Annotated in this window: 22 protein-coding genes and 1 pseudogene; 14 read left to right on the forward strand and 9 right to left on the reverse strand. The window is 72.3% G+C overall.

Going from position 1 to position 22,464, the window contains the following annotated elements; all coding sequences use genetic code 11:
* Positions 1-26: 26 nt before the first annotated feature.
* The 4 genes and pseudogenes from CG723_RS06655 to CG723_RS06670 all read right to left on the reverse strand — a co-directional run bounded on the left by CG723_RS06655 (position 27) and on the right by CG723_RS06670 (position 3,558).
* The gene (locus CG723_RS06655; protein WP_100592599.1) at positions 27-1,076 is read right to left on the reverse strand and encodes an NAD(P)H-dependent flavin oxidoreductase; all 1,050 of its coding nucleotides are present in this window, start codon (positions 1,074-1,076) and stop codon (positions 27-29) included.
* Between the two features lie 11 nt (positions 1,077-1,087).
* Positions 1,088-1,801 (reverse strand): CoA-transferase subunit beta, encoded by a 714-nt coding sequence (locus tag CG723_RS06660; protein WP_100592600.1) that lies wholly within the window; start codon positions 1,799-1,801, stop codon positions 1,088-1,090.
* Between the two features lie 96 nt (positions 1,802-1,897).
* Positions 1,898-2,740, reverse strand: a pseudogene (locus tag CG723_RS06665) (CoA transferase subunit A); the annotation flags it as partial.
* Positions 2,737-3,558, reverse strand: coding sequence for an enoyl-CoA hydratase family protein (locus CG723_RS06670; RefSeq protein WP_234374167.1), 822 nt, complete (start codon positions 3,556-3,558; stop codon positions 2,737-2,739). The gene CG723_RS06670 and the pseudogene CG723_RS06665, both read right to left, overlap by 4 nt.
* Positions 3,559-3,646: 88 nt before the next feature.
* On the opposite strand from CG723_RS06670, the gene CG723_RS06675 reads away from it, so the two are divergent.
* The 9 genes from CG723_RS06675 to CG723_RS47340 all read left to right on the forward strand — a co-directional run bounded on the left by CG723_RS06675 (position 3,647) and on the right by CG723_RS47340 (position 10,660).
* Positions 3,647-4,402: an SDR family oxidoreductase gene (locus CG723_RS06675; protein WP_100592293.1), complete on the forward strand. Its 756-nt coding sequence runs from the start codon at positions 3,647-3,649 to the stop codon at positions 4,400-4,402.
* A 1-nt stretch (position 4,403) separates the two neighbouring features.
* Positions 4,404-5,351, forward strand: a complete 948-nt coding sequence (locus CG723_RS06680; protein ID WP_234374168.1) for an SDR family oxidoreductase — start codon at positions 4,404-4,406, stop codon at positions 5,349-5,351.
* Positions 5,352-5,529: 178 nt separating this feature from the next.
* The gene (locus tag CG723_RS06685) at positions 5,530-6,312 is read left to right on the forward strand and encodes a 2-keto-4-pentenoate hydratase (protein WP_100592294.1); all 783 of its coding nucleotides are present in this window, start codon (positions 5,530-5,532) and stop codon (positions 6,310-6,312) included.
* Positions 6,313-6,346: 34 nt separating this feature from the next.
* Positions 6,347-7,270, forward strand: coding sequence for an acetaldehyde dehydrogenase (acetylating) (locus tag CG723_RS06690; RefSeq protein ID WP_100592295.1), 924 nt, complete (start codon positions 6,347-6,349; stop codon positions 7,268-7,270).
* Complete coding sequence (dmpG, locus tag CG723_RS06695) at positions 7,267-8,292, forward strand: 4-hydroxy-2-oxovalerate aldolase (RefSeq protein ID WP_100592296.1); 1,026 nt, start codon at positions 7,267-7,269, stop codon at positions 8,290-8,292. Before CG723_RS06690 ends, dmpG begins: the two co-directional genes overlap by 4 nt.
* Positions 8,293-8,309: 17 nt before the next feature.
* A complete protein-coding gene (locus CG723_RS06700) occupies positions 8,310-9,455 on the forward strand; it encodes a Rieske 2Fe-2S domain-containing protein (protein ID WP_100592297.1) in 1,146 nt (381 codons plus the stop codon).
* The gene (locus tag CG723_RS06705; RefSeq protein WP_100592298.1) at positions 9,455-9,682 is read left to right on the forward strand and encodes a hypothetical protein; all 228 of its coding nucleotides are present in this window, start codon (positions 9,455-9,457) and stop codon (positions 9,680-9,682) included. Before CG723_RS06700 ends, CG723_RS06705 begins: the two co-directional genes overlap by 1 nt.
* Positions 9,675-10,265, forward strand: coding sequence for an FAD-binding oxidoreductase (locus tag CG723_RS47335; RefSeq protein WP_234374169.1), 591 nt, complete (start codon positions 9,675-9,677; stop codon positions 10,263-10,265). Before CG723_RS06705 ends, CG723_RS47335 begins: the two co-directional genes overlap by 8 nt.
* Positions 10,266-10,309: 44 nt before the next feature.
* Positions 10,310-10,660, forward strand: coding sequence for a 2Fe-2S iron-sulfur cluster-binding protein (locus tag CG723_RS47340; protein ID WP_234374170.1), 351 nt, complete (start codon positions 10,310-10,312; stop codon positions 10,658-10,660).
* A 49-nt stretch (positions 10,661-10,709) separates the two neighbouring features.
* On the opposite strand, the gene CG723_RS06715 is transcribed toward CG723_RS47340, so the two are convergent.
* Together CG723_RS06715 and CG723_RS06720 are read right to left on the reverse strand one after the other, a co-directional pair.
* Positions 10,710-11,579: an IclR family transcriptional regulator gene (locus CG723_RS06715; RefSeq protein WP_100592299.1), complete on the reverse strand. Its 870-nt coding sequence runs from the start codon at positions 11,577-11,579 to the stop codon at positions 10,710-10,712.
* A 217-nt stretch (positions 11,580-11,796) separates the two neighbouring features.
* Positions 11,797-12,504, reverse strand: coding sequence for an HAD family hydrolase (locus CG723_RS06720; protein WP_234374171.1), 708 nt, complete (start codon positions 12,502-12,504; stop codon positions 11,797-11,799).
* A 238-nt stretch (positions 12,505-12,742) separates the two neighbouring features.
* Here CG723_RS06720 and hsaA point away from each other — a divergent pair, with 238 nt between their 5' ends.
* The 5 genes from hsaA to CG723_RS06745 all read left to right on the forward strand — a co-directional run bounded on the left by hsaA (position 12,743) and on the right by CG723_RS06745 (position 17,923).
* Complete coding sequence (gene hsaA / locus CG723_RS06725; protein WP_100592300.1) at positions 12,743-13,927, forward strand: 3-hydroxy-9,10-secoandrosta-1,3,5(10)-triene-9,17-dione monooxygenase oxygenase subunit; 1,185 nt, start codon at positions 12,743-12,745, stop codon at positions 13,925-13,927.
* Entirely contained in the window at positions 13,924-14,805 is an 882-nt protein-coding gene (gene hsaD / locus CG723_RS06730; RefSeq protein WP_234374172.1) for a 4,5:9,10-diseco-3-hydroxy-5,9,17-trioxoandrosta-1(10),2-diene-4-oate hydrolase, read from the forward strand. The genes hsaA and hsaD overlap by 4 nt, the downstream gene beginning before the upstream one ends.
* A gap of 81 nt (positions 14,806-14,886) precedes the next feature.
* Positions 14,887-15,783, forward strand: coding sequence for a VOC family protein (locus CG723_RS06735; protein ID WP_100592302.1), 897 nt, complete (start codon positions 14,887-14,889; stop codon positions 15,781-15,783).
* Complete coding sequence (locus tag CG723_RS06740) at positions 15,771-16,259, forward strand: flavin reductase family protein (RefSeq protein ID WP_100592303.1); 489 nt, start codon at positions 15,771-15,773, stop codon at positions 16,257-16,259. Before CG723_RS06735 ends, CG723_RS06740 begins: the two co-directional genes overlap by 13 nt.
* Positions 16,256-17,923 carry an FAD-dependent oxidoreductase gene (locus CG723_RS06745; protein ID WP_100592304.1) on the forward strand — a complete coding sequence of 556 codons (1,668 nt, stop codon included), beginning with the start codon at positions 16,256-16,258 and terminating at the stop codon, positions 17,921-17,923. Before CG723_RS06740 ends, CG723_RS06745 begins: the two co-directional genes overlap by 4 nt.
* Here CG723_RS06745 and CG723_RS06750 read toward each other — a convergent pair.
* The 3 genes from CG723_RS06750 to CG723_RS06760 form a co-directional block, all read right to left on the reverse strand.
* Complete coding sequence (locus CG723_RS06750) at positions 17,883-19,361, reverse strand: ankyrin repeat domain-containing protein (protein WP_100592305.1); 1,479 nt, start codon at positions 19,359-19,361, stop codon at positions 17,883-17,885. The two genes, CG723_RS06745 and CG723_RS06750, sit on opposite strands and share 41 nt — an antisense overlap.
* A 48-nt stretch (positions 19,362-19,409) precedes the next feature.
* Positions 19,410-20,303: a hypothetical protein gene (locus CG723_RS06755; protein WP_100592306.1), complete on the reverse strand. Its 894-nt coding sequence runs from the start codon at positions 20,301-20,303 to the stop codon at positions 19,410-19,412.
* 285 nt (positions 20,304-20,588) lie between these two features.
* Entirely contained in the window at positions 20,589-22,334 is a 1,746-nt protein-coding gene (locus CG723_RS06760) for a glycoside hydrolase family 35 protein (RefSeq protein WP_100592603.1), read from the reverse strand.
* Positions 22,335-22,464: the final 130 nt, after the last annotated feature.

The following is a 22,464-nucleotide window of genomic DNA, read 5'->3' on the forward strand; positions in this document are numbered from 1 at the left end:
GCTGAACTCCCTTGCGGGAAGCGGGATCACCCTGGGGTAGGCAGGGTGCCGAGCACGTGCCGGGCCTCGGTCATCACGCGGGTGACGAGTTCCTCGCAGCTCGGGAGGTCCTCGATCACCCCCGCGACCTGGCCCGATGCCATGACACCGAGGTCGGTGCGGCCCTCGACCATGGACGCCTTGAGGAGCATGGGGGTGTTCGCGGCGAGCAGGACCTGGCTCCAGGACAGTTCCTTGCCGTGCTTCATCGCCAGCCCGTCGCGGACCATCTGCGGCCAGCTCAGGCCCGACAGCTTCCTGAACCCGGCGGCCCGCCGCACGGCCTGCACGAGCGCGCGCGTACGGCCCGCCCGTTCGAGTGAGTCGACGAGATCGGTACGCAGCATGCGGTGCGGCAGACCGTCCACGGCCGTCGTCACGGTGACGTCCTTGACCGTGGCCGCCAGATATCTCGCCTTCACCGCGTCCGGGACGGTCGAGTCGGAGGTGAGCAGGAAACGGGTGCCCATGGCGACGCCGGCCGCGCCGTACGCGAGGGCCGCGACCAGGCCGCGCCCGTCGTGGAACCCGCCCGCGCCGATCACCGGGATGTCCACGGCGTCCACGACCTGCGGCAGCAGAACCGTCGTCGCGACGTCCCCCGTGTGGCCGCCGCCCTCGCCGCCCTGCACGATGACGGCGTCCGCGCCCCACGCTGCGACCTTCTCGGCGTGACGCCGGGCACCGATGGAGGGGATGACGACGACGCCCGCGTCCTTCAGCTCGGCGATCAGGTCACGGGACGGCGCGAGCGCGAACGAGGCGACCCGCACACCCTCGTCGATGATCACCCGCACGCGGTCCCGCGCGTCACCGGCATCCGCGCGCAGATTGACCCCGAAGGGTTCGCCCGTACGGGACTTCACCTCGCGCACCGCCGACCTGAGCTGGCCGAGGGTCATGGTGGCGGAGGCGAGGATGCCGAGCGCCCCGGCGTTCGCCGACGCCGACACGAGGCGCGGGCCCGCGACCCAGCCCATGCCGGTCTGCACAAGCGGGTGGCGCACGCCGACCAGCTCGGTGAACGCCGTCTCGATGGTCGAGTCGCTCATACGGGCCTGACCTCGCGGTCGCGCAGGCCCTTCGGGTCGATGACTTCGCGGATCAGCCGGAGCTCCTCGGGGGTGGGCTCGCGCGTGTACGGCACGTCGCCCCCGTCCGGCAGGACAAGCGGGAAGGCCGTCGCCGCGATCACCTCGTCGACGGTGACCCCGGGGTGCACGGACGCGAGGCGCATCGAGCGGTCCGGCGTCTCGAAGTCGAAGACGCCGAGGTTCGACACGACGCGCGGGATGCGGTGGTAACGCGTCGCCGACGGTCCCGCCGCGGCGGCGCTGTCGTACCCGACCCCGCTGATCATGTCGACCTTCTCGACGAACACGCGCGCGGAGTGCTTCGGGACCCAGTAACTCACAGGATTGTTGAGGGTGTTGACGGGTGCGCCGCGGACCCCGAGCAGCTGGCGGGCGGGGCGGTCCCAGTCGCCGATGCACGAGATGTTCTGGTTGCCGTGCCGGTCGATCTGGCTCGCGCCCATCATCACGTGGCGCCTGCCGCCGGTGACCATGGTGAGGTGCTGACGGTACGGAAGCCAGCCCTCCGGCTCCCCGTCGAGCCCCACGGTCATCGCCTCGCCGTCGGTGAGGAGGAGATCGGGGGAGAAGGTGCGCTTGGCGAGGCGGGCCCCGACGGACGGGATCAGGCCCATGGGGCTCGCCAGGATCTCACCGCTGTCGCGCCAGGCGTAGGCGCAGGCGATGATGCAGTATTCGGCGCGGGTGGGGGTGGTGGCGGGAGTGGTGGTGGTTGTTGTTACCGGGGCTGTTGTCGCCGGTGCGGCTGTGGCTCCGGCGGGCTGCTCGCGCTCCGCGTGCCAGGTCCGTACGGCTTCCTGGTAGCTCTTCTCGTCGCCGCGCGCGGGCAGGAAGCGCTCGGCGAACTCGGGCCAGGGCGTGGTCGCGTACAGCTTCTGGAATGCTTCGTCCCGCCCGTAGTCGGGGACACACGACGTGAAGTGCGCGCCGTTCGGCGTCTCGACCACGCCGGTGACCGCGTGCCGCTTGACGAGGAGGGTCTGCGGAACGGCGTCCCCGAATCCCTCCACCAGCTCCTCGCACGACACGTACGCCGTGTCGGCCGCCTCGCAGAACAGGTCGTCGAAGTACGGGTCGGGGCCGAGGTACTGGCCGTTTCCGTGCCGGTCCGCGCGGTTCATGTGGACGAGCGCCGCGTCCATCCGCAGCGCCGGCATCGCGACCAGCGTCTCCCCGTCCTCGTACGGCGAACCGACCGTCTTCAGCGCCGGGTTGACGCGCATGACGTCCGAGCCGATGCCGGCCCGCACCGGGATGAAGGGGAGCCGGTTCGCCGCGGCGTGCAGGCCCCACATGAACATCGCCTCGTCGACCTCCGTCAGCTCGAACGCGCCGCGCTGGCGGGCCTCGCGGAAGTGCGGTTCGAGCGGGATCGAGTCGAGGGTCACGAACGCCGTGACCAGCTTGCGGATCTTCCCGGCGGCGGCGAGCAGGCCGACGTCCGGGCCGCCGTACGCGATGACGGTCAGATCCGTGACGTCGCTGCGCAGCAGGGCCCGAACGAGGGCCATGGGCTTGCGGCGCGAGCCCCAGCCGCCGATGCCGATGGTCATGCCGCTGCGGAGGCGGGCGACGACGTCCTCGGGCGTCATGGTCTTGTCCGTCACTTGGCTTCCCCCTTGGTTGCCGTGTCCGTGCCTGCGGCAGTCCTTGTGCCTGTGCCTGTGCCTGTGCCTGCATCTGTGCCGAACGTGTCGCGGATGCGGTCCGCGACGCCGCTGAGGTTCGCCTCGAAGGTGAAGCCCTGCTCGAAGCGGTAGCTCCGGCGTACGTCGACGGGGTCGATGCCGTTGATCGCGGCCTTGGCGAGGCGGATGAGCGAGCCGTCCTTGCGGGCGATCTCGCGTGCCAGGTCCAGTGCGGCGGCCCGGAGTTCGGCCCGCGGCACGACCTTCCAGACGGAACCGTGCGCGTGCAGTTCCTGCGCCGTCGCCGTGCGCGAGGTGTAGTAGAGGGTGCGCATCAGGTGCTGCGGCACGAGCCTGGCGAGATGGGTCGCGGCGCCGAGCGCTCCGCGGTCGAGCTCGGGGAGGCCGAACGTGGCGTCGTCCGAGGCGACGATCGCGTCCGCGTTGCCCACGAGGCCGATGCCGCCGCCCAGGCAGAAGCCGTTGACCGCGGCGACGACCGGCACCTCGCACTCGTACACGGCCGCGAAGGCCTCGTAGCATCCGCGGTTGGCGCCGATGAGGGCGCTGTGGCCGCCGGACGCCGTGTCGCGCTGCATCTCCTTGATGTCGACGCCCGCGTTGAACCCCCGGCCCTCGGAGGCGAGGACGACGCAGCGCACGTCCGGGTCGCGGCCCGCCGCGCGCAGGGCGTCGGCCAGGTCGTACCAGCCCCGCACCGGCAGCGCGTTGACCGGAGGGAAGTCCACCGTGACGACGGCGATCCCCTTTTCGGGTGAGGAGGTGGAGACACCCATGGCGTTCAGCTACCTTTCCACCTAACGTTTGTTTGGTAGGAAGGTAGCAGGCGATGGGGACGAGCGGAATGGACCTGGGGTGGATGGCATGGATCTGAGTTCAAGGCCCCTGAGGGGGAAGGTCGCGGTCGTCACCGGGGGCACGCGGGGCGTGGGGGCCGGGATCGCGGCGGCGTTCGTGCGCGCGGGGGCGGATGTCGTGGTGTGTGCGCGCAGACCCCCCGAAGAGCCGCTGCCCGGCTGCGGGTTCATACCGGTCGACCTGCGGGACGGTCCGGCCGTACGGCGCTTCTTCGCGGGCCTCGACCGGGTGGACGTGCTGGTGAACAACGCGGGAGGCACGCCGTACCGGCTGCTCGGCGAGTCCGACGCGGAGCGGCACGCGCGCGTGGTCGAGCTCAATCTCACGGCGCCGATGACCGCGTCGTTGGCCGCGCGGGAGCAACTGCGGCGCACGCGCGGCGCCGTCGTGATGATCGGCAGCGTGAGTGGCGCGCGACCCTCCCCGGGCACGGCGGCCTACGGGGCGGCCAAGGCGGGCCTGGAGAACCTGGCGCGCTCGATGGCTGTGGAGTGGGCGCCCGAGATACGGGTGAACACGCTGGTCCTCGGGATGGTGCGCACCGAGCTGTCCCATCTGCACTACGGGGACGAGGAAGGCGTGGCGGCGGTGGGGCGCACGGTGCCGATCGGCCGCCTCGCCGAGCCGTCGGAGATCGGGGACGCGGCGGTGTTCCTCGCCTCGGACGCGGCGTCGTACATCACGGGGGCGAGCCTCCTGGTGCACGGAGGCGGGGAGCGACCGGCGTTCCTGGACGCGGCAACTGTCAACAAGGAGGCGTGACATGGCGAAGGGCACGGGAGCGGACATGGGTGCGGGTGCTGGGTCGGGGCTGTGTGCGGGGCGGGTCGCGATCGTGACGGGGGCCGGGCGTGGCCTGGGGCGCGCGCACGCGCTGGCGTTCGCCGCCGAGGGCGCACGGGTCGTGGTCAACGATCTGGGGGTGGGCCTGGACGGGGCCCCGGCGCCGGACAGTCCGGCGGCCCAAGTGGTCGAGGAGATACGGGCCCTGGGCGGCGAGGCGGTCGCCCACGGCGGGGACATCGCGACCACGGAGGGCGCCGCGTCCCTCGTCGCCACGGCCCTCGACACCTTCGGGCGCCTGGACACGCTCGTCAACAACGCCGGCTTTCTCCGCGACCGGATGCTGGTCAACCTCGACGAGGACGACTGGGACGCGGTCATGCGGGTGCATCTCAAGGGCCACTTCCTGCCCTTGAAGCACGCGGCGGCGCACTGGCGCGCGGAGGCGAAGGCGGGCAGGACACCCTCGGCCCGGGTCGTGAACACGTCGTCGGGAGCGGGTCTGCTCGGCTCGGTGGGCCAGGGCAACTACAGCGCGGCGAAGGCCGGCATCGTGGGCCTGACCCTGGTCGCCGCGGCGGAGATGGGGCGGTACGGGGTGCAGGTGAACGCGGTCGCGCCGGCGGCCCGCACCCGCATGACGGAGCGCACGTTCGCCGACACGATGGCCGCCCCCGAGGACGGCTTCGACGCGATGGCCCCGGAGAACGTGTCGCCGGTGGTGGTGTGGCTCGGCTCCGCCGCGAGCGACGGCGTGACCGGCCGCGTCTTCGAGGCGGAGGCCGGCCGCATCACGGTCATGGAGGGCTGGCGCCCGGGCCCCACCGCCGACAAGGCGGCACGCTGGACCCCGGCCGAGGCCGGGGAGGCGGCGAGGGAACTCCTCGGCAGGGCGCAGGTTCCGGGGGCGGTGTACGGGAGCGGGTGAAGCCGCCCGTAGAGGCGTGCCCCCGCCCCTACGGGCCCGCTGACACCTTCCCGCCGAGCTGCGTCACCTTCCCGCTGAGCGGGAATCCGGCCTCCCTCCACGTCCCGGCTCCGACCTACCGTCTGGCCCACCGCGGTGCACCGCACCGCGGGTCAGACCGCCACCCCAAGGAGCCGAGATGCTTGACGTCCGGAGTCGGCAGGAGGTCGCCGCGCTGCTGCGTCGCGCCGAGCTCGGCCGCAGCCCCGTCGCGCCCCTGGCCGGCGCGTTCGAGGGCATCGGCACCGAGGACGCCTACGAGATCCAGCTGATCAACATCCGGCACAGGACCGCCCTGGGTGCCCAGGTCACCGGGCACAAGGTGGGTCTCTCGTCGCCGGTGATGCAGCGCATGATGGGCGTCGACGAGCCGGACTACGGCCATCTCCTCGACGACATGGAGCTGCGCGAGGACCGGCCCGTGGACACCGTCCGCTACTGCGCGCCCCGCGTCGAGGTCGAGATCGGATTCGTACTCGGCGACGACCTCCCGGGCGAGGGCTGCACCCCGGCCGACGTCCTCGCCGCGACCGAACGTGTCGTGCCCGCACTGGAGTTGATCGACAGCCGGATCGCCGACTGGCGCATCACCATCGCCGACACGATCGCCGACAACGCCTCGTCCGCCGGTTACGTCATCGGCGAGGGCCGCGACCCGCGCGACCTCGACCTGAAAGCCGTCGAGGCGCGGCTCACCTGCGACGGCGCCGAACTCGCACAGGGCCGCGGTGACGCCGTGCTCGGCGACCCCGCCGTCTCCGTCGCCTGGCTGGCCCGCACCGTCGCCCGCTTCGGCGTGCCCCTGCGCAAGGGGCACGTCATCCTGCCCGGCTCCTGCACCCGCGCCGTCGATGTCGAAGCGGGCCACACCTACACCGCCGAGTTCACCGGACTCGGCGCCGTATCGCTCTCGTTCCGATGACCCCGACGGGTCCGCTGACTCTGCTGAGGTACGTATGACTGCGAAGAAGGCCACCGCCGCGATCGTCGGCTCCGGGAACATCGGCACCGACCTCCTCCACAAGCTCCACCGCTCCCCGTACATCGAGCCGCGCTGGATGATCGGCGTCGATCCCGACAGCGCGGGCCTCACGCGGGCGCGGAAGCTGGGGGTCGAGGCGAGCCACGAGGGCGTCGGGCATCTGCTCGCCCAGGACGAGCGGCCCGACCTCGTCTTCGAGGCGACGAGCGCCTACGTCCACCGCGCCAACGCCCCCCGTTACGCCGAACTCGGCATCAGGGCCATCGACCTGACCCCGGCCGCCGTCGGCCCCGCCGTGGTCCCGCCCGCGAACCTCACCGAGCATCTCGACGCGCCCAACATCAACATGATCACCTGCGGCGGCCAGGCCACCATCCCCATGGTGTACGCGGTCTCGCGCGTCGTCCCCGTCGCGTACGCGGAGATCGTGGCGTCCGTCGCCTCGGTGTCCGCGGGGCCCGGCACCCGCGCGAACATCGACGAGTTCACCCGTACGACGTCCCGCGGCATCGAGGAGATCGGCGGCGCCGCGCGCGGCAAGGCGATCATCATCCTCAACCCGGCCACGGAGACATCAGCGGCTGGCGCCGCGGGGCCCGTCATCATGCGCGACACCGTCTTCTGCGCCATCCCCGAGGACGCCGACCGGGACGCGATCACCCTCTCCGTGAAGGAGATCGCCGAGAGCGTGGCGACGTACGTACCCGGCTACCGGCTGCGCACGGAACCGCAGTTCGACAACCCCTCACCCATGAACGGCGGCATGGCGCGCGTCGCGATCTTCCTTGAGGTGGAGGGCGCGGGCGACTTCCTGCCGCCGTACGCAGGAAACCTCGACATCATGACCGCCGCCGCGACGAAGGTCGGCGAGGAGCTCGCAAAGGGGATCAGCAAGTGAAGCCGTACTCAGAGACGCTCGACATCCGCGTCACCGACTCCTCGCTGCGCGACGGTTCGCACGCGAAGCGGCACCAGTTCACCGCCCACGACGTGCGCAGCATCGTCGGCGCCCTCGACGGCGCGGGCGTCCCCGTCATCGAGGTCACGCACGGCGACGGCCTGGGCGGCTCGTCCTTCAACTACGGGTTCTCGAAGACGCCCGAGCAGGAGCTCATCAAGGCCGCCGTCGACACGGCGCGGCAGGCGCGCATCGCGTTCCTGATGCTGCCCGGCCTCGGCGTGAAGGACGACATCAGGGCCGCGCACGCGAACGGCGCGAGCGTGTGCCGCATCGCGACGCACTGCACGGAGGCCGACATCTCCGTCCAGCACTTCGGCCTCGCGCGGGAGATGGGCCTGGAGACCGTCGGATTCCTGATGATGGCGCACTCCACGACGCCGGAGCGCCTCGCCGCCCAGGCCAGGATCATGGCCGACGCCGGCTGCCAGTGCGTGTACGTCGTCGACTCGGCCGGCGCCCTGGTCATGGACGACGTCACCGACCGGGTGTCCGCACTCGTCGCCGAGCTGGGCGACGACGCGCAGGTCGGTTTCCACGGGCACGAGAACCTCGGCCTGGGCGTGGGCAATTCCGTGGCCGCCGTGCGCGCCGGAGCGCTGCAGATCGACGGCTCGACGCGGCGGCTCGGCGCGGGCGCGGGCAACACGCCCGTCGAGGCGTTCGCCGCCGTCTGCCACAAGATGGGCCTCCGCACCGGCATCGACGTACTGAAGATCATCGACGCGGCCGAGGACGTCGTGCGGCCCGTCATGGACGACGAGTGCCTGCTCGACCGGATGTCCCTCCTGATGGGGCATGCCGGCGTCTACTCCAGCTTCCTCAAGCACGCCTACCGGCAGGCGGAGCGCTACGGCGTCTCCGGCGCCGAGATCCTGCTGCGCGCCGGGGAGCGCCGCCTCGTCGGCGGCCAGGAGGACCAGCTCATCGACATCGCCGTCGAACTCGCGGCACGCGACTGAAGGGCAGGACACGCGACATGACCGCACAGCAGCAAGAGGTCCGCGTCATCGAGGCCGCCGCACCGCCGGCCCGCTACGCCCGCGGCTGGCACTGCCTGGGCCTGGCCACCGCCTTCCGCGAGGGCGGCCCGCACGAGATCGAGGCGTTCGGCACGAAGCTCGTCGTCTTCCGGGGGGAGCCCGCGGCGGGAGGTCCCGACCGCCTGCACGTTCTCAACGCGTACTGCCCCCACATGGGCGGCAACCTCGCCCACGGCACCGTCAAGGGTGACGCCGTCGCCTGCCCGTTCCACGACTGGCGCTGGGCGGGCGACGGGCGCTGCGCCGGCATCCCGTACGCGCGACGCGTCCCGCCACGCGCCAGGACCCGCGCCTGGACCACCCTCGAACGCAACGGCCAGCTCTACGTGTGGCACGACCCCGAGGGTAACGAGCCCCCGCCCGGCGTCACCATCCCGGAGATCGAGGGCTTCGGCAGCCCCGAGTGGTCGAACTGGTCCTGGAGCGCCCTGCGAGTCGAGAACTCCAACTGCCGCGAGATCGTGGACAACGTCGTCGACATGGCGCACTTCTTCTATGTCCACTACGCGTTCCCGAACTACTTCAAGAACATCTTCGACGGCCATGTCGCCACCCAGTACATGGAGTCCACGCCGCGCGGCGACGTCGAGCTCGGCACGCTGTCCACCGGCGGCGGCCTGCGCTCCGACGCCTCGTACTTCGGCCCCTCGTACATGATCGACAAGCTGTGGAGCGATGTCGGGGGCGGTGTCGAGATGGAGTCCGTCCTCATCAACTGCCATTACCCGATCGACGAGAACAGCTTCATGCTCATGTACGGCGCGATCGTCAGGAAGCTGCCCGGCATGACCGACGAGCAGGCCGCCGAAGCCGCCCGGCTCACCTCTGAGGGCCTGGCGGTCGGCTTCGAGCAGGACGTCGAGATCTGGCGGAGCAAGACCCGTATCGACAATCCCCTCCTCACCGAGGAGGACGGCCCCGTCTATCAACTGCGGCGCTGGTACGAGCAGTTCTACGTGGATGCCGGCGACGTCAAGGACGAGATGGTGCGGCGCTTCGAGTTCGAGATCGACACCGAGCGCGCGACCGCCGCCTGGCGCGCGGAGGTCGAGGAGAACCTCGCCCGGCGGGAGGCCGACTGATGCGGCCCGTCCGGTGTGCGGCCTGCGGAAACGAGGTCCTGTGCGAGAAGTTCAGCGCCGCCCACACGCAGATCCAGTGGACCGAGGCGGCGGCCGAGGTCTGCCCGATCATCGCGGAGCGCGTCGCGGCCGGCGAGCTGAGCGCGCGGGTACGGGGCTGCGCGCCCCTGCGGGCGAGCATCGACGTGGCGGTCGTGAGCGGACTCCTGGAGGTCGCGGATGCCTAGCCTGAGGGTCCGGGTCGCCGAGGTGATACGGGAGACGGCCGACGCGGTCTCCCTCGTCCTGGACGCGCAACTCCCGTACAAGCCCGGCCAGTTCGTGACCGTACGACTGCCGGGTGGCGGGGCCCGCTGTTACTCGCTGGCCAGCTCCCCGCACACCGGCGAGCCCATGAAGGTGACGGTGAAGAGGGTCGCGGGGGGAGTCGGGTCGGGCTGGATGTGCGAACGCGTCGCACCCGGCGACGAGCTGGAAGTCCTGCCGCCCGCCGGCACGTTCACGCCGCCCGACCTCGACGGGGACCTGCTGCTCGTGGCGGGCGGCAGCGGCATCACGCCCGTCGTCTCCATCGCCAAGTCCGCCCTCGCCGCGGGCCGCGGCCGGGTCGCCCTCCTGTACGCCAACCGCGACGAGGAGTCGGTCATCTTCCGCGAGGAACTCCGGCTCCTGGGAGTCGAGTTCGCGGGCCGGCTCACCGTCGTGCACTGGCTGGAAACCCTCCAGGGACTGCCCCGGCCGCCGCCCTGCGTGCACCCCTCGCCCCGTACGCGGACCGAGACGCCTATCTGTGCGGGCCCGCGCCCCTGATGGACGCGGCCGAGCAGGCGCTACGGGCGGTGGGTGGGCGGTCCGTGCGCAGGGAGCGGTACTTCTCACTCGGCGACGACGTGTTCGCCGAGCGAGCGGACCCGGTCGAACTGGCCGGTGACGGCCACCGGTTGCACGTGGAACTCGACGGCGAGGAGCGGGAAGTGGCGTGGCCCGCCGGGACGCCCCTGCTCGACGCCCTGCTCGCCGCCGGTGTCGACGCCCCCTTCTCGTGCCGCGAGGGCGCGTGCAGCGCGTGCTGCTGCCGGGTCACCAAGGGGGAGGTCACGATGGCGCGCAACGAGATCCTCGACCAGCGGGACCTCGACGAGGGGTACGTCCTCGCGTGCCAGGCGCTGCCGGTGTCGGACGCGGTGGGGGTCACGTACTCCTGAGGCGTTCAGGCCCGCGCGAGTACGGCGGGCCGGGACCGCAGAGCCGGGCCTACATCCACTCGCTCGTCCGCAGCCACCCCATCATGTTGTCCATCGCCTGCTCGGAGACGCCCGGCGCGCAGCTCGGGGGCGGCGCCGCGCGGGTCGCGCGACCGGGCCCGTACAGGTCGCGCCAGACCGCGCGGGCGCAGGCGAGCACGGCGGGCGCGAGGCGTTCCAGGTCGCGCTGGGCCGTCAGGCCCTTGCCGGACAGGGAGATCGCGGCGACGGCCCGGCCCGCGCCGCGCAGCGGGGCCGCGACGCAGACGACGTCGCGGTGGCTCTCCTCGTGGTCGAAGGCGACGCCCCGGTCGCGGGCCGCGGCGAGCGCGGAGCGCAGCGCGGTCGGATGCGTGAGGGTGCGCGGCGTGCGAGGGCGCAGCCCGTGCGCGAGGACACCCTCGACGGCGGCCGGGTCACTGAACGCGAGGACCGCCTTGCCGGCGGCCGTGCAGTACGCGGGCATGCGGCCGCCGACCCTGGAGGGCACCGACGTGTCGTGCAGGCCGCCGATCCGCTCCAGGCAGACCACTTCGGCGCCGTCGAGGACGTACAGGTGCACCAGGTGCCCGGCCGACTCGTGCAGCGCGTGCAGCCGGGGGAGCGCCGTCCGGCGCAGCCGGTTGTGGTGGGCGGCCAGCGCGCCCAGTTCGAGCATTCCCATGCCCATCCGGTAGTCCCGGCCCTCGCGGTCGAGCCAGCCGAGCCGTACCAGCTGGTCGAGAATGCGGTGGGCGGAGGACCGGGGGATTCCGGAGCGCCGGATCACCTCGGTGAGGGAGAGGCGCGGCTGCGCGCCGTCGAAGGCGCCGAGCACCTTCGCGGCCTTCTCCAGGAGCGAGGGCGCGGAGCCCTCGACGAACCCGGTCTGCTCGGGCATGGCTGAACCCCCAGGACAACAGGGCGCATCCGCGACATTGCGGGCGCGTTGACGACCTCGCGCCGACCTTGCCATGCGCCCGCGACCCAGGGGAAGAGCCGGGAGCTATGTATTTCGGTTCGGCATACCTCCAGGCGTACTTCTGGGCGTACTTCTGGGCGTGCGCAGAGGTACGCCTATCGCCGTCGCGCCGCCCGCTTCTGCGCGCCCGTCGCCGTTACGCCGCACCTGCGACGAGCGACCGCAGCAGCTCCACATCCGCCGCCGTGAGATCGGCGACGACCGTGCGGCCGGGGGCCGGGGCGATCGGCCGCACCGACGGGACCGCGAGGACAGCGCACCCCGCCGCCTCCGCCGACGCCACCCCCGTCGGGGTGTCCTCCACCGCGACGCACCGCGCGGGCTCCGCGCCCAGGGTCGCCGCCGCCGCGAGATACGGGTCCGGCGCCGGCTTCGTGCGCGGCGTGTCCTCGGCCCCGTACACCGCGTCGAAGACATGCCCGTCGAGGGACTCGGCGATCCGGCGCACCACCGCGCGCGGCGACGCCGACACCAGGGCGGTCGGGACCCCCGCCGCGCGCAGTGCGGCGAGCAGCCCGAGGGCGCCCGGCCGCGGCGGCGCGCCCTCGGCGATCCGGGCGGTGAAGTCCCTGCCCAGCTCGTCCGCGAGGTCCTCGCGGGGCGCTCCCAGGGACTCGTGCAGAAGGTCCGCCGCGTCCTCGACCGAGCGTCCGAGCACCGCGGCGCGGCCTTCCTCGTCCAGGGGGCGGCCGTGGCGCACGGACACGGCCTCGACGACCTCGAGCCACATGTCCTCGGTGTCGACGAGCGTGCCGTCCATGTCGAAGAGCACCGCCTGGAGGGCGGAGGGTTCGACGGGCAGCGCGCGGGTGGGCGCGCCGGTGTGGGCGCGAGGGGTGTTCACAGTGCTCCAGAAGCCGAAGGGACAGGCCGACGTGAAAGCCGACGGGAAAGGTCGACCCTCTCATTACGGTCGCCCGGCATGACAGGTCGGTGAACGGAGCGCGCCATCCATGCAGCCCACGAGCGACAGCAGGGGAACCGCCGTGGTTCCCGCTCAGCGGGAACCACCCGTTCTCGGCCCGCGGGAGGCGGGCGTACGGTCCAGCCACTCGAACCCGCACCCAGGAGAGGGCCCCCGCATGAGCGAATCCCCGGCCACAGCAGCCGCCGTACTCGAAGCGGTCCGCGCCCTCGCGCCGGCGCTGCGCGAACGCGCCGCCGAGGCGGAGGCGCTGCGCAAGGTGCCCGACACGTCGATCAAGGACCTTGAGCAGACCGGCTTCTTCCGGCTCCTCCAGCCCCGGGCCTACGGCGGATTCGCCGCCGACCCGGCCGTCTTCTACGCCGCCGTCCGCGAGATCGCCCGGGCCTGCGGCTCCACCGGCTGGGTCGCGTCCGTCGTCGGCGTGCACCCCTGGCACGTCGCGCTCTACGACCCTCGCGCCCAGGAAGAGGTGTGGGGCGCCGACCCGTCGACCCGGATCTGCTCCTCGTACGCGCCGACCGGCAAGGTCACCCCCGTCGGGGGCGGCTTCCGCATCAGCGGCTCCTGGAGCTTCTCCTCCGGCTGCGACCACGCGGACTGGGCGCTGCTCGGCGGCCTCGTCCTGGACGCGGACGGCCGGCCCGTCGACATGCGGACGTTCCTCGTGCCGCGCGCCGAGTACCGCATCGACGACGTGTGGGACACCGTCGGCCTGCGCGGCACCGGCTCCAACAACGTCGTGTGCGAGGACGTGTTCGTGCCCGAGCACCGCGCGCTCAGCTTCGGCCCGGTCACCGCCCTGAACGTGCCGGGCCACGAGGTCAACCCGGAGCCGCTCTACCGCCTCCCGTACGCCGCCGTCTTCACCACCACCATCTCCACCCCCATCGTCGGCATCGCCGAGGGCGCCCTCGACGCGTACGTAGAGGCCACCCGCAAGCGCTTCCGCGTCTCCTACGGCCAGCAGGTCGCCGAGGACCCCTTCGCGCAGGTCCGCATCGCCCGTGCCGCCTCCGACATCGACGCCGCGGGCCTGCAGCTCCAGCGCAACATCAATGAGTTGTACGCCTGCGCCGAGCGCGGCGAGGAACTCCCCATGCCGCTGCGCGCCCGCGCCCGCCGCGACCAGGTCCTCGCCACCGAACGCGCCGTGGCCGCCGTCGACCTGCTCATGGAGAACGCGGGCGGCGGCGCCATGCGCACCGGCCCCCACCCGGTCCAGCGCGCCTGGCGCGACGTCCACACCGGCCGCGGCCACGCCGCCAACGACCCCGAGCGCGCCCTCGTCCTCTCCGGCCAGAGCGCCCTCGGCCTCGACATCCAGGACACGATGCTGTGAGCACTTCTACCGATACGGTGAACTCCCTCACCTACGAGGGGACTTCGCGGACCGGCAAGGCCGCGGACGTCACTCTCCACTACCACGAGGCGGGCCCGGACTCCCCGGACACCCCCGTCGTGATCCTGCTGCACGGCGGCGGCCCCGGCGCCTCCGGCTGGTCCAACTTCGGCCGCAACCTGCCCGTGTTCGCCGAGCACTTCCGTACCCTCCTGATCGACCAGCCCTGCTACGGCGCCTCCGACAAGCCCGAGCTGACCAAGGACTTCTTCTCCTTCGCGGCCGACGCCGTGGCCGCCCTCATGAATGAACTGGACATCCCACAGGCGCACTTCGTCGGGAACTCACTCGGTGGCGGCACCGCGACCCGGATGGCCCTCGACCACCCGGACAAGGTCGGCAAGCTCCTCCTGATGGGCCCGGGCGGCATCTCCGTCAACCTGTTCGCACCCGACCCGACCGAAGGCATCAAGAAGCTCTTCGCGTTCAACGGCTCGGGCGAGCCGACCCGCGCCATGATGCGGGACTTCCTGACCACCCTCGCGTACGACGCCTCGATCGTCACCGACGCGTTCGTCGAGGAGCGCTACGCGCAGGCCACCGACCCCGAGGCCAAGCTCGGCAACGACCGCATGGCCGCGTCCTTCGCCAAGTGGCCCGCCGACACGATGCTGTGGCGCGAGGCCCACCGCATCACCGCCCCCACCCTCCTCACCTGGGGGCGCGAGGACCGGGTCAACCCGCTCGACGGCGCCCTGGTCGCCCTCAAGACCATCCCGGACGCGCGCCTGCACGTCTTCCCGCACTGCGGCCACTGGGCGCAGACCGAGCGGTTCGACGAGTTCAACCGCCTCGCCGTCGACTTCTTCCGCAACTAGTCACCAGCCACTGGTCACCAGCCGCTGGTCACCAGTCACCAGTCAAGCCACCAGTCACCAGCCCCCGAAAGGCCCGCAGCCATGGACATCCGCTCTCTGGGCTTCCTCCGCATCGAGACCGCGAAGCTCGCCGAGTGGCGCACCTACGTCATCGACATCCTCGGGATGACGGAGGGCGCCGACTCGACGGACACCGTCCTGCACGCCCGGATCGACGACCGCATCCGCCGCCTGTCCTTCGTGGCGGGCGAACACGACCGCCTTCTGTCCGCCGGCTTCGAGGTCGCGAACGCGCGAGCGCTCGCCGAGGCCGCCGCCGAACTCGAAGCGGCCGGCGTCGCCGTCAAGCACGCCGACGACGCCACCCTCGCCGACCGCCGCGTCCAGGGCCTCATCCACTGCGAGGACCCGGCCGGCAACCCCCTGGAGATCTACTGGGGCCAGGCCCAGGACCACACCCCGCTCGCCGCGCCGTACGGCAACCGCTTCGTCACCGGCGACCACCTCGGCCTCGGCCACGTCGTCATGCCCGCCCCCGACATGGAAGCCACCCTCGACTTCTACGAGAACCTCCTCGGCTTCCAGCTCCGCGACCGGATGAAGCTGCCGCCCGTCGCGGTGCCCACGGGGAAGCCGGGCCAGGACTTCTACTGGATGAACTTCCTCAGCCCGGGCGCCCGCCACCACAGCCTCGGCCTGTATCCGGGCGAACTCCCGCCCGGCATCGTGCACTTCATGGTCGAGCTGGAGCGCCTCGACGACGTGGGCTTCTGCCTCGACCGCATGAACGCGGCGGGCATCCCGATCGCCTCCACCCTCGGCCGGCACTCCAACGACCACATGGTGTCGTTCTACGCGCAGGCCCCCGGCGGCTTCCAGGTCGAGTACGGCTGGGACGGTCTCATCGTCGACAAAGCGACCTGGGTGACGAAGGAGATCACCTCCGACAGCTTCTGGGGCCACCGGTGGAACGGCTGACCCCGGACGCGTTCCGAGACGTCCTGGGCCACTTCGCGTCCGGCGTCACGGTCGTCGCCGCCCTCGACGAGGACACCGGCGAACCGGTGGGCCTCGCCTGCCAGTCCTTCGCCTCGCTCTCCCTCGAACCGCCGCTCGTGCTGCTGTGCGTCGCCAAGTCGTCGACGAGCTGGCCCAGGGTGCGGCGCGCGGGCCGGTTCGGCGTCTCGATCCTCGCCGACGACCAGCGCGCCGTGTGCGCCGCCGTCGGCCGTAGCGGCCCCGACAAGTTCCGCGACGTGCGGTGGGAGCCGACCGGAGGCGGCGCGGTCCGCGTCGAGGGCGCCCTCGCCACCGTCGACTGCGAGCTGTACGCCGTCCACGAGGCCGGCGACCACTGGATCGTCACCGCCCGGGTCCTCGCCGTGACCGCACGCGACGGCGGCAACCCCCTCCTCTACTTCCGCAGTGCCTACGCCACCGGGGAGTTCACATGAGTGACGCCGAGATCGGTTACGACGTGGTGGTCGTCGGGTCCGGCGCCGCCGGGTTCGCCGCCGCGATCACCGCCCGCCTGCGCGGCCTGACCGCCCTGATCGTCGAGAAGACCGACTGGTACGGCGGATCCACCGCCCTGTCCGGCGGCGCGATCTGGGTACCGGGCAACTTCCACCTCGACGCGGCCGGCCTCGGCGACACGTACGAGAAGGCCCGCGCCTACCTCGACGCGACCGTCGGCGACCGCGTGCCCGGCGGCCGCAAGGACGCCTATCTGCGGCACGGGCCGCGCATGGTGCGCGAGTTCCACGACCGCACCGCCGTCCGCTTCATGTACACACCCGGCTACTCCGACTACTTCCCGGAAGCGCTCGGCGGCATGGCGCAGGGCCGCTCGGCCGAGCCGTGCGTCGTCGACCTCAAGGAACTCGGCCCGCTCGCCCGGGACCTGCGCCGGGCCGGGCTGCCCACGTACGGGCTGACCATGACGTCGTACGACTTCCGCTTCCTCAACATGGTCGCCCGTACCTGGGCCGGCAGGCGCAGGTCGCTGCGGGTGGGGGCGCGGGCCGTGGGCGCGGCGCTGCGTGGGCGCAAGCTGCTCTCGCTCGGTGAGGCGCTCATCGCCAGGATGCGGCTCTCCCTGGAGCGGCTCGGCGGTGACCTGTGGCTGTCCGCGCCGCTGACCGGCCTCGTCGTGGAGGGCGACCGCGTCACCGGCGTCCGCGTTCTGCGCGACGGGACCGAACACGTCGTACGGGCCCGCGGCGGCGTCGTCCTCGCCTCCGGTGGTTTCTCCCACGACCAGGCGCTGCGCGAGAAGTACTTGCCGCAGCCCACGTCCACGGCGTGGACCCACTCCTCCGAGGGCCAGGTCGGCGACGCCCTGCGCCTGGGCGAAGAACTCGGCGCAGCCACCGACCTCCTCGACAGGGTGTGGGGCGCTCCCTCCCTGTGCCCGCCGGGCGAGAGGCCGTTCTTCCTCGTCGCCGACCGGGGCATCCCCGGCATGGTGATCGTGAACGCGGCGGGGGAGCGGTACGCCAACGAGGCGGCGCCGTACCACGAGTTCGTGGACCGCATGTACGCCGCCGACCGCCCCGACGCGACGACTGTCCCGTCCTGGCTGATCCTCGACGCCCGCTCCAAGGCCCGCTATATCTTCGCGGGCCTCTTCCCCGGCCAGGCCTTTCCGAGGCGGTGGCGCGAGAACGGCTTTCTGAGGCAGGCCGCCACCGTGGAGGAACTCGCCCGGATCATCGAAGCGCCCCAACTGCCGTCTGCCATAAGGAGGTTCAACGGTTTCGCCGCCACCGGCAAGGACGGGGACTTCGCGCGCGGCGACAGCGTCTACGACCGCCACTACGGCGACCCGACCCTCCCGAACCCCAACCTCGCCCCCCTCGACAAGGGCCCCTTCTACGCCGTCCCCGTCCACCCCGGCGACATCGGCACCAAAGGCGGCCTCGTCACCGACGGCGACGCCCGCGTCCTGCGCGAGGACGGCACACCCGTCGCCGGGCTCTACGCCTCCGGGAACTGCTCGGCGGCCGTCATGGGGGAGACGTACCCGGGGCCCGGCGCGACGATCGGGCCCGCCATGGCGTTCAGCTGGGCCGCCGTCAACGACATCGCGGGACCGTCCACTCCAGACGGGCTCTGACCCGCGCGTCCGGGACGTGGCGGATCGCGTCCCGGGCCGTGTCGTGCGCGTACCCGCCCGGCGCCTGGCAGGCGAGGATCCGCGCGAGCGCCTCGACGGCCCGCAGGTCGTGGCGCAGCGCCAGACCGCGGGCCGCCTCCGCCGCGGCGTCCGGGACCGGGTCATCGAGGAGCGCGGCCAGCGCGTCGCGCACCTCGGCCGTGTCGGCAGGCGCTGCGGCGAGCGCCGCCGCGGCCCAGTTGCGCACATCGCCGTCCGCGTCGCGGGTCAGCGCGACCAGCGCCGCGACGGCCTCGTCGTGACCGGCGGGCATCAGGCCCGTCAGGGCGAGCGCCACCGCGCGCCGCACCCGCGGCTCCGGATGCTCGGCCTGGAGCAGGATTTCCGGCAGCGCGGCCGGGTCCCCGAGATGGCCGAGCGCGACGACGGCCGAGCGCAGACCGGCCGTGTCGCGGGCCGCGCGGGCCAGGGCACACAGCACCGGTAGCGACCTGGCCGTGTAGCGGCCCCGCGGCCCCAACTGCCCGAGCACATCCGCCCCGAAGGCCCGCCGCAGCTCCTCATCGCTCGCGCACCACGCGGCCGCCCACCGATACGTCTCCTCGTCACCGCGCGCCTGCAGCACCGAGGCGGCCTCGGTCCAGTCGTCGTCGTCCGGGTCACCGCGGCGCAGCGCACGCTCCGCCAGCTCGGCGGCCGGTGTGACGACACCCAGGTCCGCCTCCAGGAGCGTGGCGATCGCCGCGTGCCCCGTCTGCATGTCGTTGCCCGACCGAGGCCGCCCCTCCTCGTCGAGCAGTTCCACGACCACGGTCACCCCGCCGTCCTCCACGAACCGCTGCGTCACCGCCTCGCTCTCCGGCCGCTCAAGTCCCGTACGCAGCACCGCCGCCACATCCACACCGCACCAGGCCAGCGCCTCCGCAAGCGCCTCGGTCCGCCCCTGCGCGCCGTGTTCGACCAGCGCACGCACACACCCCGTGGACCCGCGCCGGGCCGCCGCCACCAGTGGAAGACCCCCGCCGGGAGCCGGCAGCTGCGGATCCGCGCCGCCGTCGAGCAGCGCCCGCACCACCCGCTCGTGCCCGCGCTGCAGCGCCCACGCCATCGCCGTGAACCCGAACTCCTCACGCAGATCGACCCGCGCGCCCGCCGCGAGCAGCGCCCGCACGACCTCCGTGTGCCCGCCGCACGCCGCCCCGCACAGCGGCAGATCCGTGCCACTGCTCAGCCGGTCCGGGTCCGCCCCGGCCGACAACAGCAGCCGTACGATGCCCGGCTCGTCGCTCACCGACGCCAGATAGAGCGCCGTACGGCCCTCGTCGTCCGGCTCGTCCGCCGCGGCGCCCGCGCGCAGGGCCCGCACCACCGCGTCCTCGTCACCGCCGTACACCGCGTCGAACAGGCCACTCGCGCCTGCCTTCTGCTCTTCGTCCATGGGTCGACCATCGCCCCTCACCCGAGGTGAACGCAAAGCGTTTTGAGGCTATGTGTCGCACTCCATCACGGTGTGGCACAGTGCGCACCGCGCCCGCACCCGGCCCCGCACCGGCACCCTGATCCGCTGATGACACGTCGGACACGGAAACGTCACCCGCAGCACGGACCCCTCCGTCGAGAACGCGTACGCACCGCCCGGCGCCACCCCGCCCGCCCCGGTCTCCCGCGCCTCACGCCGTTCCTTCGCGTACCGCCGCCGCCCCGCCCACCCGGCCGCCGTCAGCGGCGGCTGCTGCTCGTCGGCCCGCGCCCGCGCCAGCCCCTTCGTGTACGCGGTGTAGGCCTGTGCACTGGTGAACCACGTCTCCGGCGCCTCACCGAACGCGAGCGACCGCTTGGCCAGCACGTAGCCGAACTCCTCGGGCGTGAGATAGCCGAGCTTCTGCGACGACGCCGCGTCCTCCCGGTACGCGTCGAGCAGCAGCCAGCCCGCCCCCAGATAGGTGGTGGCCGTGTCCGTGAGGATCTCGTTGTCCCGCGTCCCCGGGAACGCGAGACCCAGCCGGTGCAGATAGACGTGCATGACCTCATGGGCGAGCGCGGCCCCGATGTCACGCCGATGCGTACGGAACCGGTCGTTCAGCTCGATGAAGTACTCCGGCCCCGCCGCCAGCTCGACACTCGCCGCATGCGTCATCTCGCGGAAACTGACGATCATCCGCGCGTCCGGCAGCCGGTAGTGCCGCACCAGCTCACGCGCCACCCGCTGCGCCCCCAGATACAGGTCGTCCTGGTCGCAGAACGCCACGTCGACCGGGGCGACACTCGTGTCGAAGGCGTGCACGGTGTCGTACGAGAGCCGCTTGTACAGCGCGGTCAGCGCCGCCCGCACCGTCTCCAGATGCGGAAAGCCGTGCTCCACCGGTCCGCCGTTCGCCACGCCCGCACCCCCTGGGGCCGCCGGGCACCACCGCCCGGACACCGGAACTCCACTGTACGGCGGGATCCGGCAGGCCCACCGTGCGCGATTAGTCCAAGACCTTCCCCTCCTTTGTCCATGGGCCCGCACGCTCCGCACGCGCCATCGTGATCAACGCGCCCCACCATGAGCGCAGCGAGGACCGTGCCCGCCGGCTCCCACGGAGAGCGGCCCGCACCCCGTCGCGCGTAGAGAGGGGCCGGTTCCGTGATCCGGAACCGGCCCCGTACGTCTGCCCGGCGGCGCCTACGACAACGTCACGCGCGGCTCGCCCGCCGCCTCCGTCTCAAGTACCCACACCTCGTTGCGGCCCTCCCGCAGCACGGGACCGGGAACGTACAGCGAGTGCTGCGGGCCGACCGACCAATAGCGTCCCAGGTTGAAGCCGTTCACCCACACGAACCCCCGTGTCCAGCCCGGCAGTTCGAGCTCCGCGTCCCCGGCGCCGCTCACCTCGAACGTGCCGCGGTACAGGCCCGCCGCCCCCGGAGGCCCGTCCACCGGCGCCAGGCCCCGCACCGCGTCCGCGTCGTCGAACGCGTCCAGACGCAGCGCCCGCGCCCGCACGCCGTGCAGATACTGCCGCTCGTGCAGCACCCCGCCCGTGATGCCCTTCGACTCACCCGTGCGCGGCCCGTAGTTGACCCGGCCCAGCGACTCCACCCACAGCTCGATGCGCGCGGGTCCCGCGACGGGCTCCGCGAGGACCGGCTCGTCCTCCGTGAGCACCCCGGCCCGCACTCCGTCCACGCACACCACGGCACGGTCCCGCAGTCCCGCCACCCGCAGCGGATACACCCGGCGCGGCCCCGGCACGTCGACGCTGTAGCGGACCAGCCCCCGGTCCACGTCGAGCTCCTCGAAGGTCGGCGGCACCGCGTACTCACCCTCCGCCGAACCGAGCCCGTCCAGGACCGCGTCCAGCGGCGCGTACGAGGTCAGCTCCGCCGTCACCGTGGAGGCCAGCGCCGCCGGCTGCTCGGGCACGTCCGGAAGCGGCTCGTCCGCGTACTCGGCGAGCACCTCACGGAAGCGCCAGAACTTCTCCGTCGGCCGCCCGTGCTCGTCGACCGGCGCGTCGTAGTCGTACGACGTCACATCGGGCTGGAGCAGGCCCTCGTGCAACTGCCCCGCACGGTTCGCCCCCGCCCAGCCGCCGAAACTCGTCCCGCCGTGCGCCATGTACAGATTGACCGACGCCCCGCACTCCAGGATCTCCCGCAAGGCTGCCGCCGCGTCCTGGGCGTCCCGCACGACGTGATCCGCGCCCCAGTGGTCGAACCAGCCGCACCAGAACTCCATGCACATCAGCGGACCCTTGGGCCGGTGGCGGCGCAGCGTCTCGAAACCGCCCCGCGCGTTCGACCCGAAGTTCGCCGTCGCGAGGACACCCGGTACCGACCCGCCCGTCAGCATGTGGTCGTCCGGACCGTCCGACGTGAAGAGCGGCACCGTCACCCCGAGCCCGCGCAGACCGTCCGCGAGATGCGCCAGATACACCTGGTCCGAGCCGTACGAGCCGTACTCGTTCTCCACCTGCACCATGATCACCGGGCCGCCCCGGTCGAACTGCCGCTCCACGACCTGGGGGAGCAGCGCCGCGAACCAGCGGTCCACCGCCGCCAGGAACTCCCCGTCCCTGGTCCGCACCCGCGAGCCCAGCGGACCCGTCAGCCAGTGCGGCAGCCCGCCGTTCTCCCACTCGGCACAGATATAGGGCCCCGGACGCACGATCGCCCACAGCCCCGCCTCGCGCACCGCGTCCAGGAACCGGCCCAGAGCCCCCACGTCACGCAGCTCGCCGGGGCGCGGCTCGTGCAGATTCCACGGGACGTACGTCTCCACACAGTTCAGGCCCATCGCCCGCAGCATCGCGAGACGGTGCCCCCACTGCTCCTCGTGCACCCGGAAGTAGTGCAGCGCCCCCGACAGGAGCCGCACCGGCCGCCCGTCGACCTCGAAGTCGTCCTCGCCCACCCTGAACCCGGCCATCATGTCCCTCTCGCTCACGTACTGCCCACCACGATCACCTCTGGCGGTCGGCACGGTCCATGGACAAAGATCGGCCCTGTTTGGACGCAACCGCGCACCACCGGCACCACACCCGCCCAGGAAGGGATAT

The organism is Streptomyces sp. CB01635 (assembly GCF_002803065.1).
GTDB lineage: Bacteria > Actinomycetota > Actinomycetes > Streptomycetales > Streptomycetaceae > Streptomyces.

Excerpts from the sequence above, each read along its gene's own strand:
- CG723_RS06670 (WP_234374167.1), bottom strand. The coding sequence starts at position 3,558 with ATGGGTGTCTCCACCTCCTCACCCGAAAAGGGGATCGCCGTCGTCACG.
- CG723_RS06675 (WP_100592293.1), top strand. The coding sequence starts at position 3,647 with ATGGATCTGAGTTCAAGGCCCCTGAGGGGGAAGGTCGCGGTCGTCACC.
- CG723_RS06680 (WP_234374168.1), top strand. The coding sequence starts at position 4,404 with ATGGCGAAGGGCACGGGAGCGGACATGGGTGCGGGTGCTGGGTCGGGG.
- CG723_RS06685 (WP_100592294.1), top strand. The coding sequence starts at position 5,530 with ATGCTTGACGTCCGGAGTCGGCAGGAGGTCGCCGCGCTGCTGCGTCGC.
- CG723_RS06690 (WP_100592295.1), top strand. The coding sequence starts at position 6,347 with ATGACTGCGAAGAAGGCCACCGCCGCGATCGTCGGCTCCGGGAACATC.
- CG723_RS06700 (WP_100592297.1), top strand. The coding sequence starts at position 8,310 with ATGACCGCACAGCAGCAAGAGGTCCGCGTCATCGAGGCCGCCGCACCG.
- CG723_RS06705 (WP_100592298.1), top strand. The coding sequence starts at position 9,455 with ATGCGGCCCGTCCGGTGTGCGGCCTGCGGAAACGAGGTCCTGTGCGAG.
- CG723_RS47335 (WP_234374169.1), top strand. The coding sequence starts at position 9,675 with ATGCCTAGCCTGAGGGTCCGGGTCGCCGAGGTGATACGGGAGACGGCC.
- CG723_RS06715 (WP_100592299.1), bottom strand. The coding sequence starts at position 11,579 with ATGCCCGAGCAGACCGGGTTCGTCGAGGGCTCCGCGCCCTCGCTCCTG.
- hsaA (WP_100592300.1), top strand. The coding sequence starts at position 12,743 with ATGAGCGAATCCCCGGCCACAGCAGCCGCCGTACTCGAAGCGGTCCGC.
- CG723_RS06735 (WP_100592302.1), top strand. The coding sequence starts at position 14,887 with ATGGACATCCGCTCTCTGGGCTTCCTCCGCATCGAGACCGCGAAGCTC.
- CG723_RS06745 (WP_100592304.1), top strand. The coding sequence starts at position 16,256 with ATGAGTGACGCCGAGATCGGTTACGACGTGGTGGTCGTCGGGTCCGGC.
- CG723_RS06750 (WP_100592305.1), bottom strand. The coding sequence starts at position 19,361 with ATGGACGAAGAGCAGAAGGCAGGCGCGAGTGGCCTGTTCGACGCGGTG.
- CG723_RS06760 (WP_100592603.1), bottom strand. The coding sequence starts at position 22,334 with ATGGCCGGGTTCAGGGTGGGCGAGGACGACTTCGAGGTCGACGGGCGG.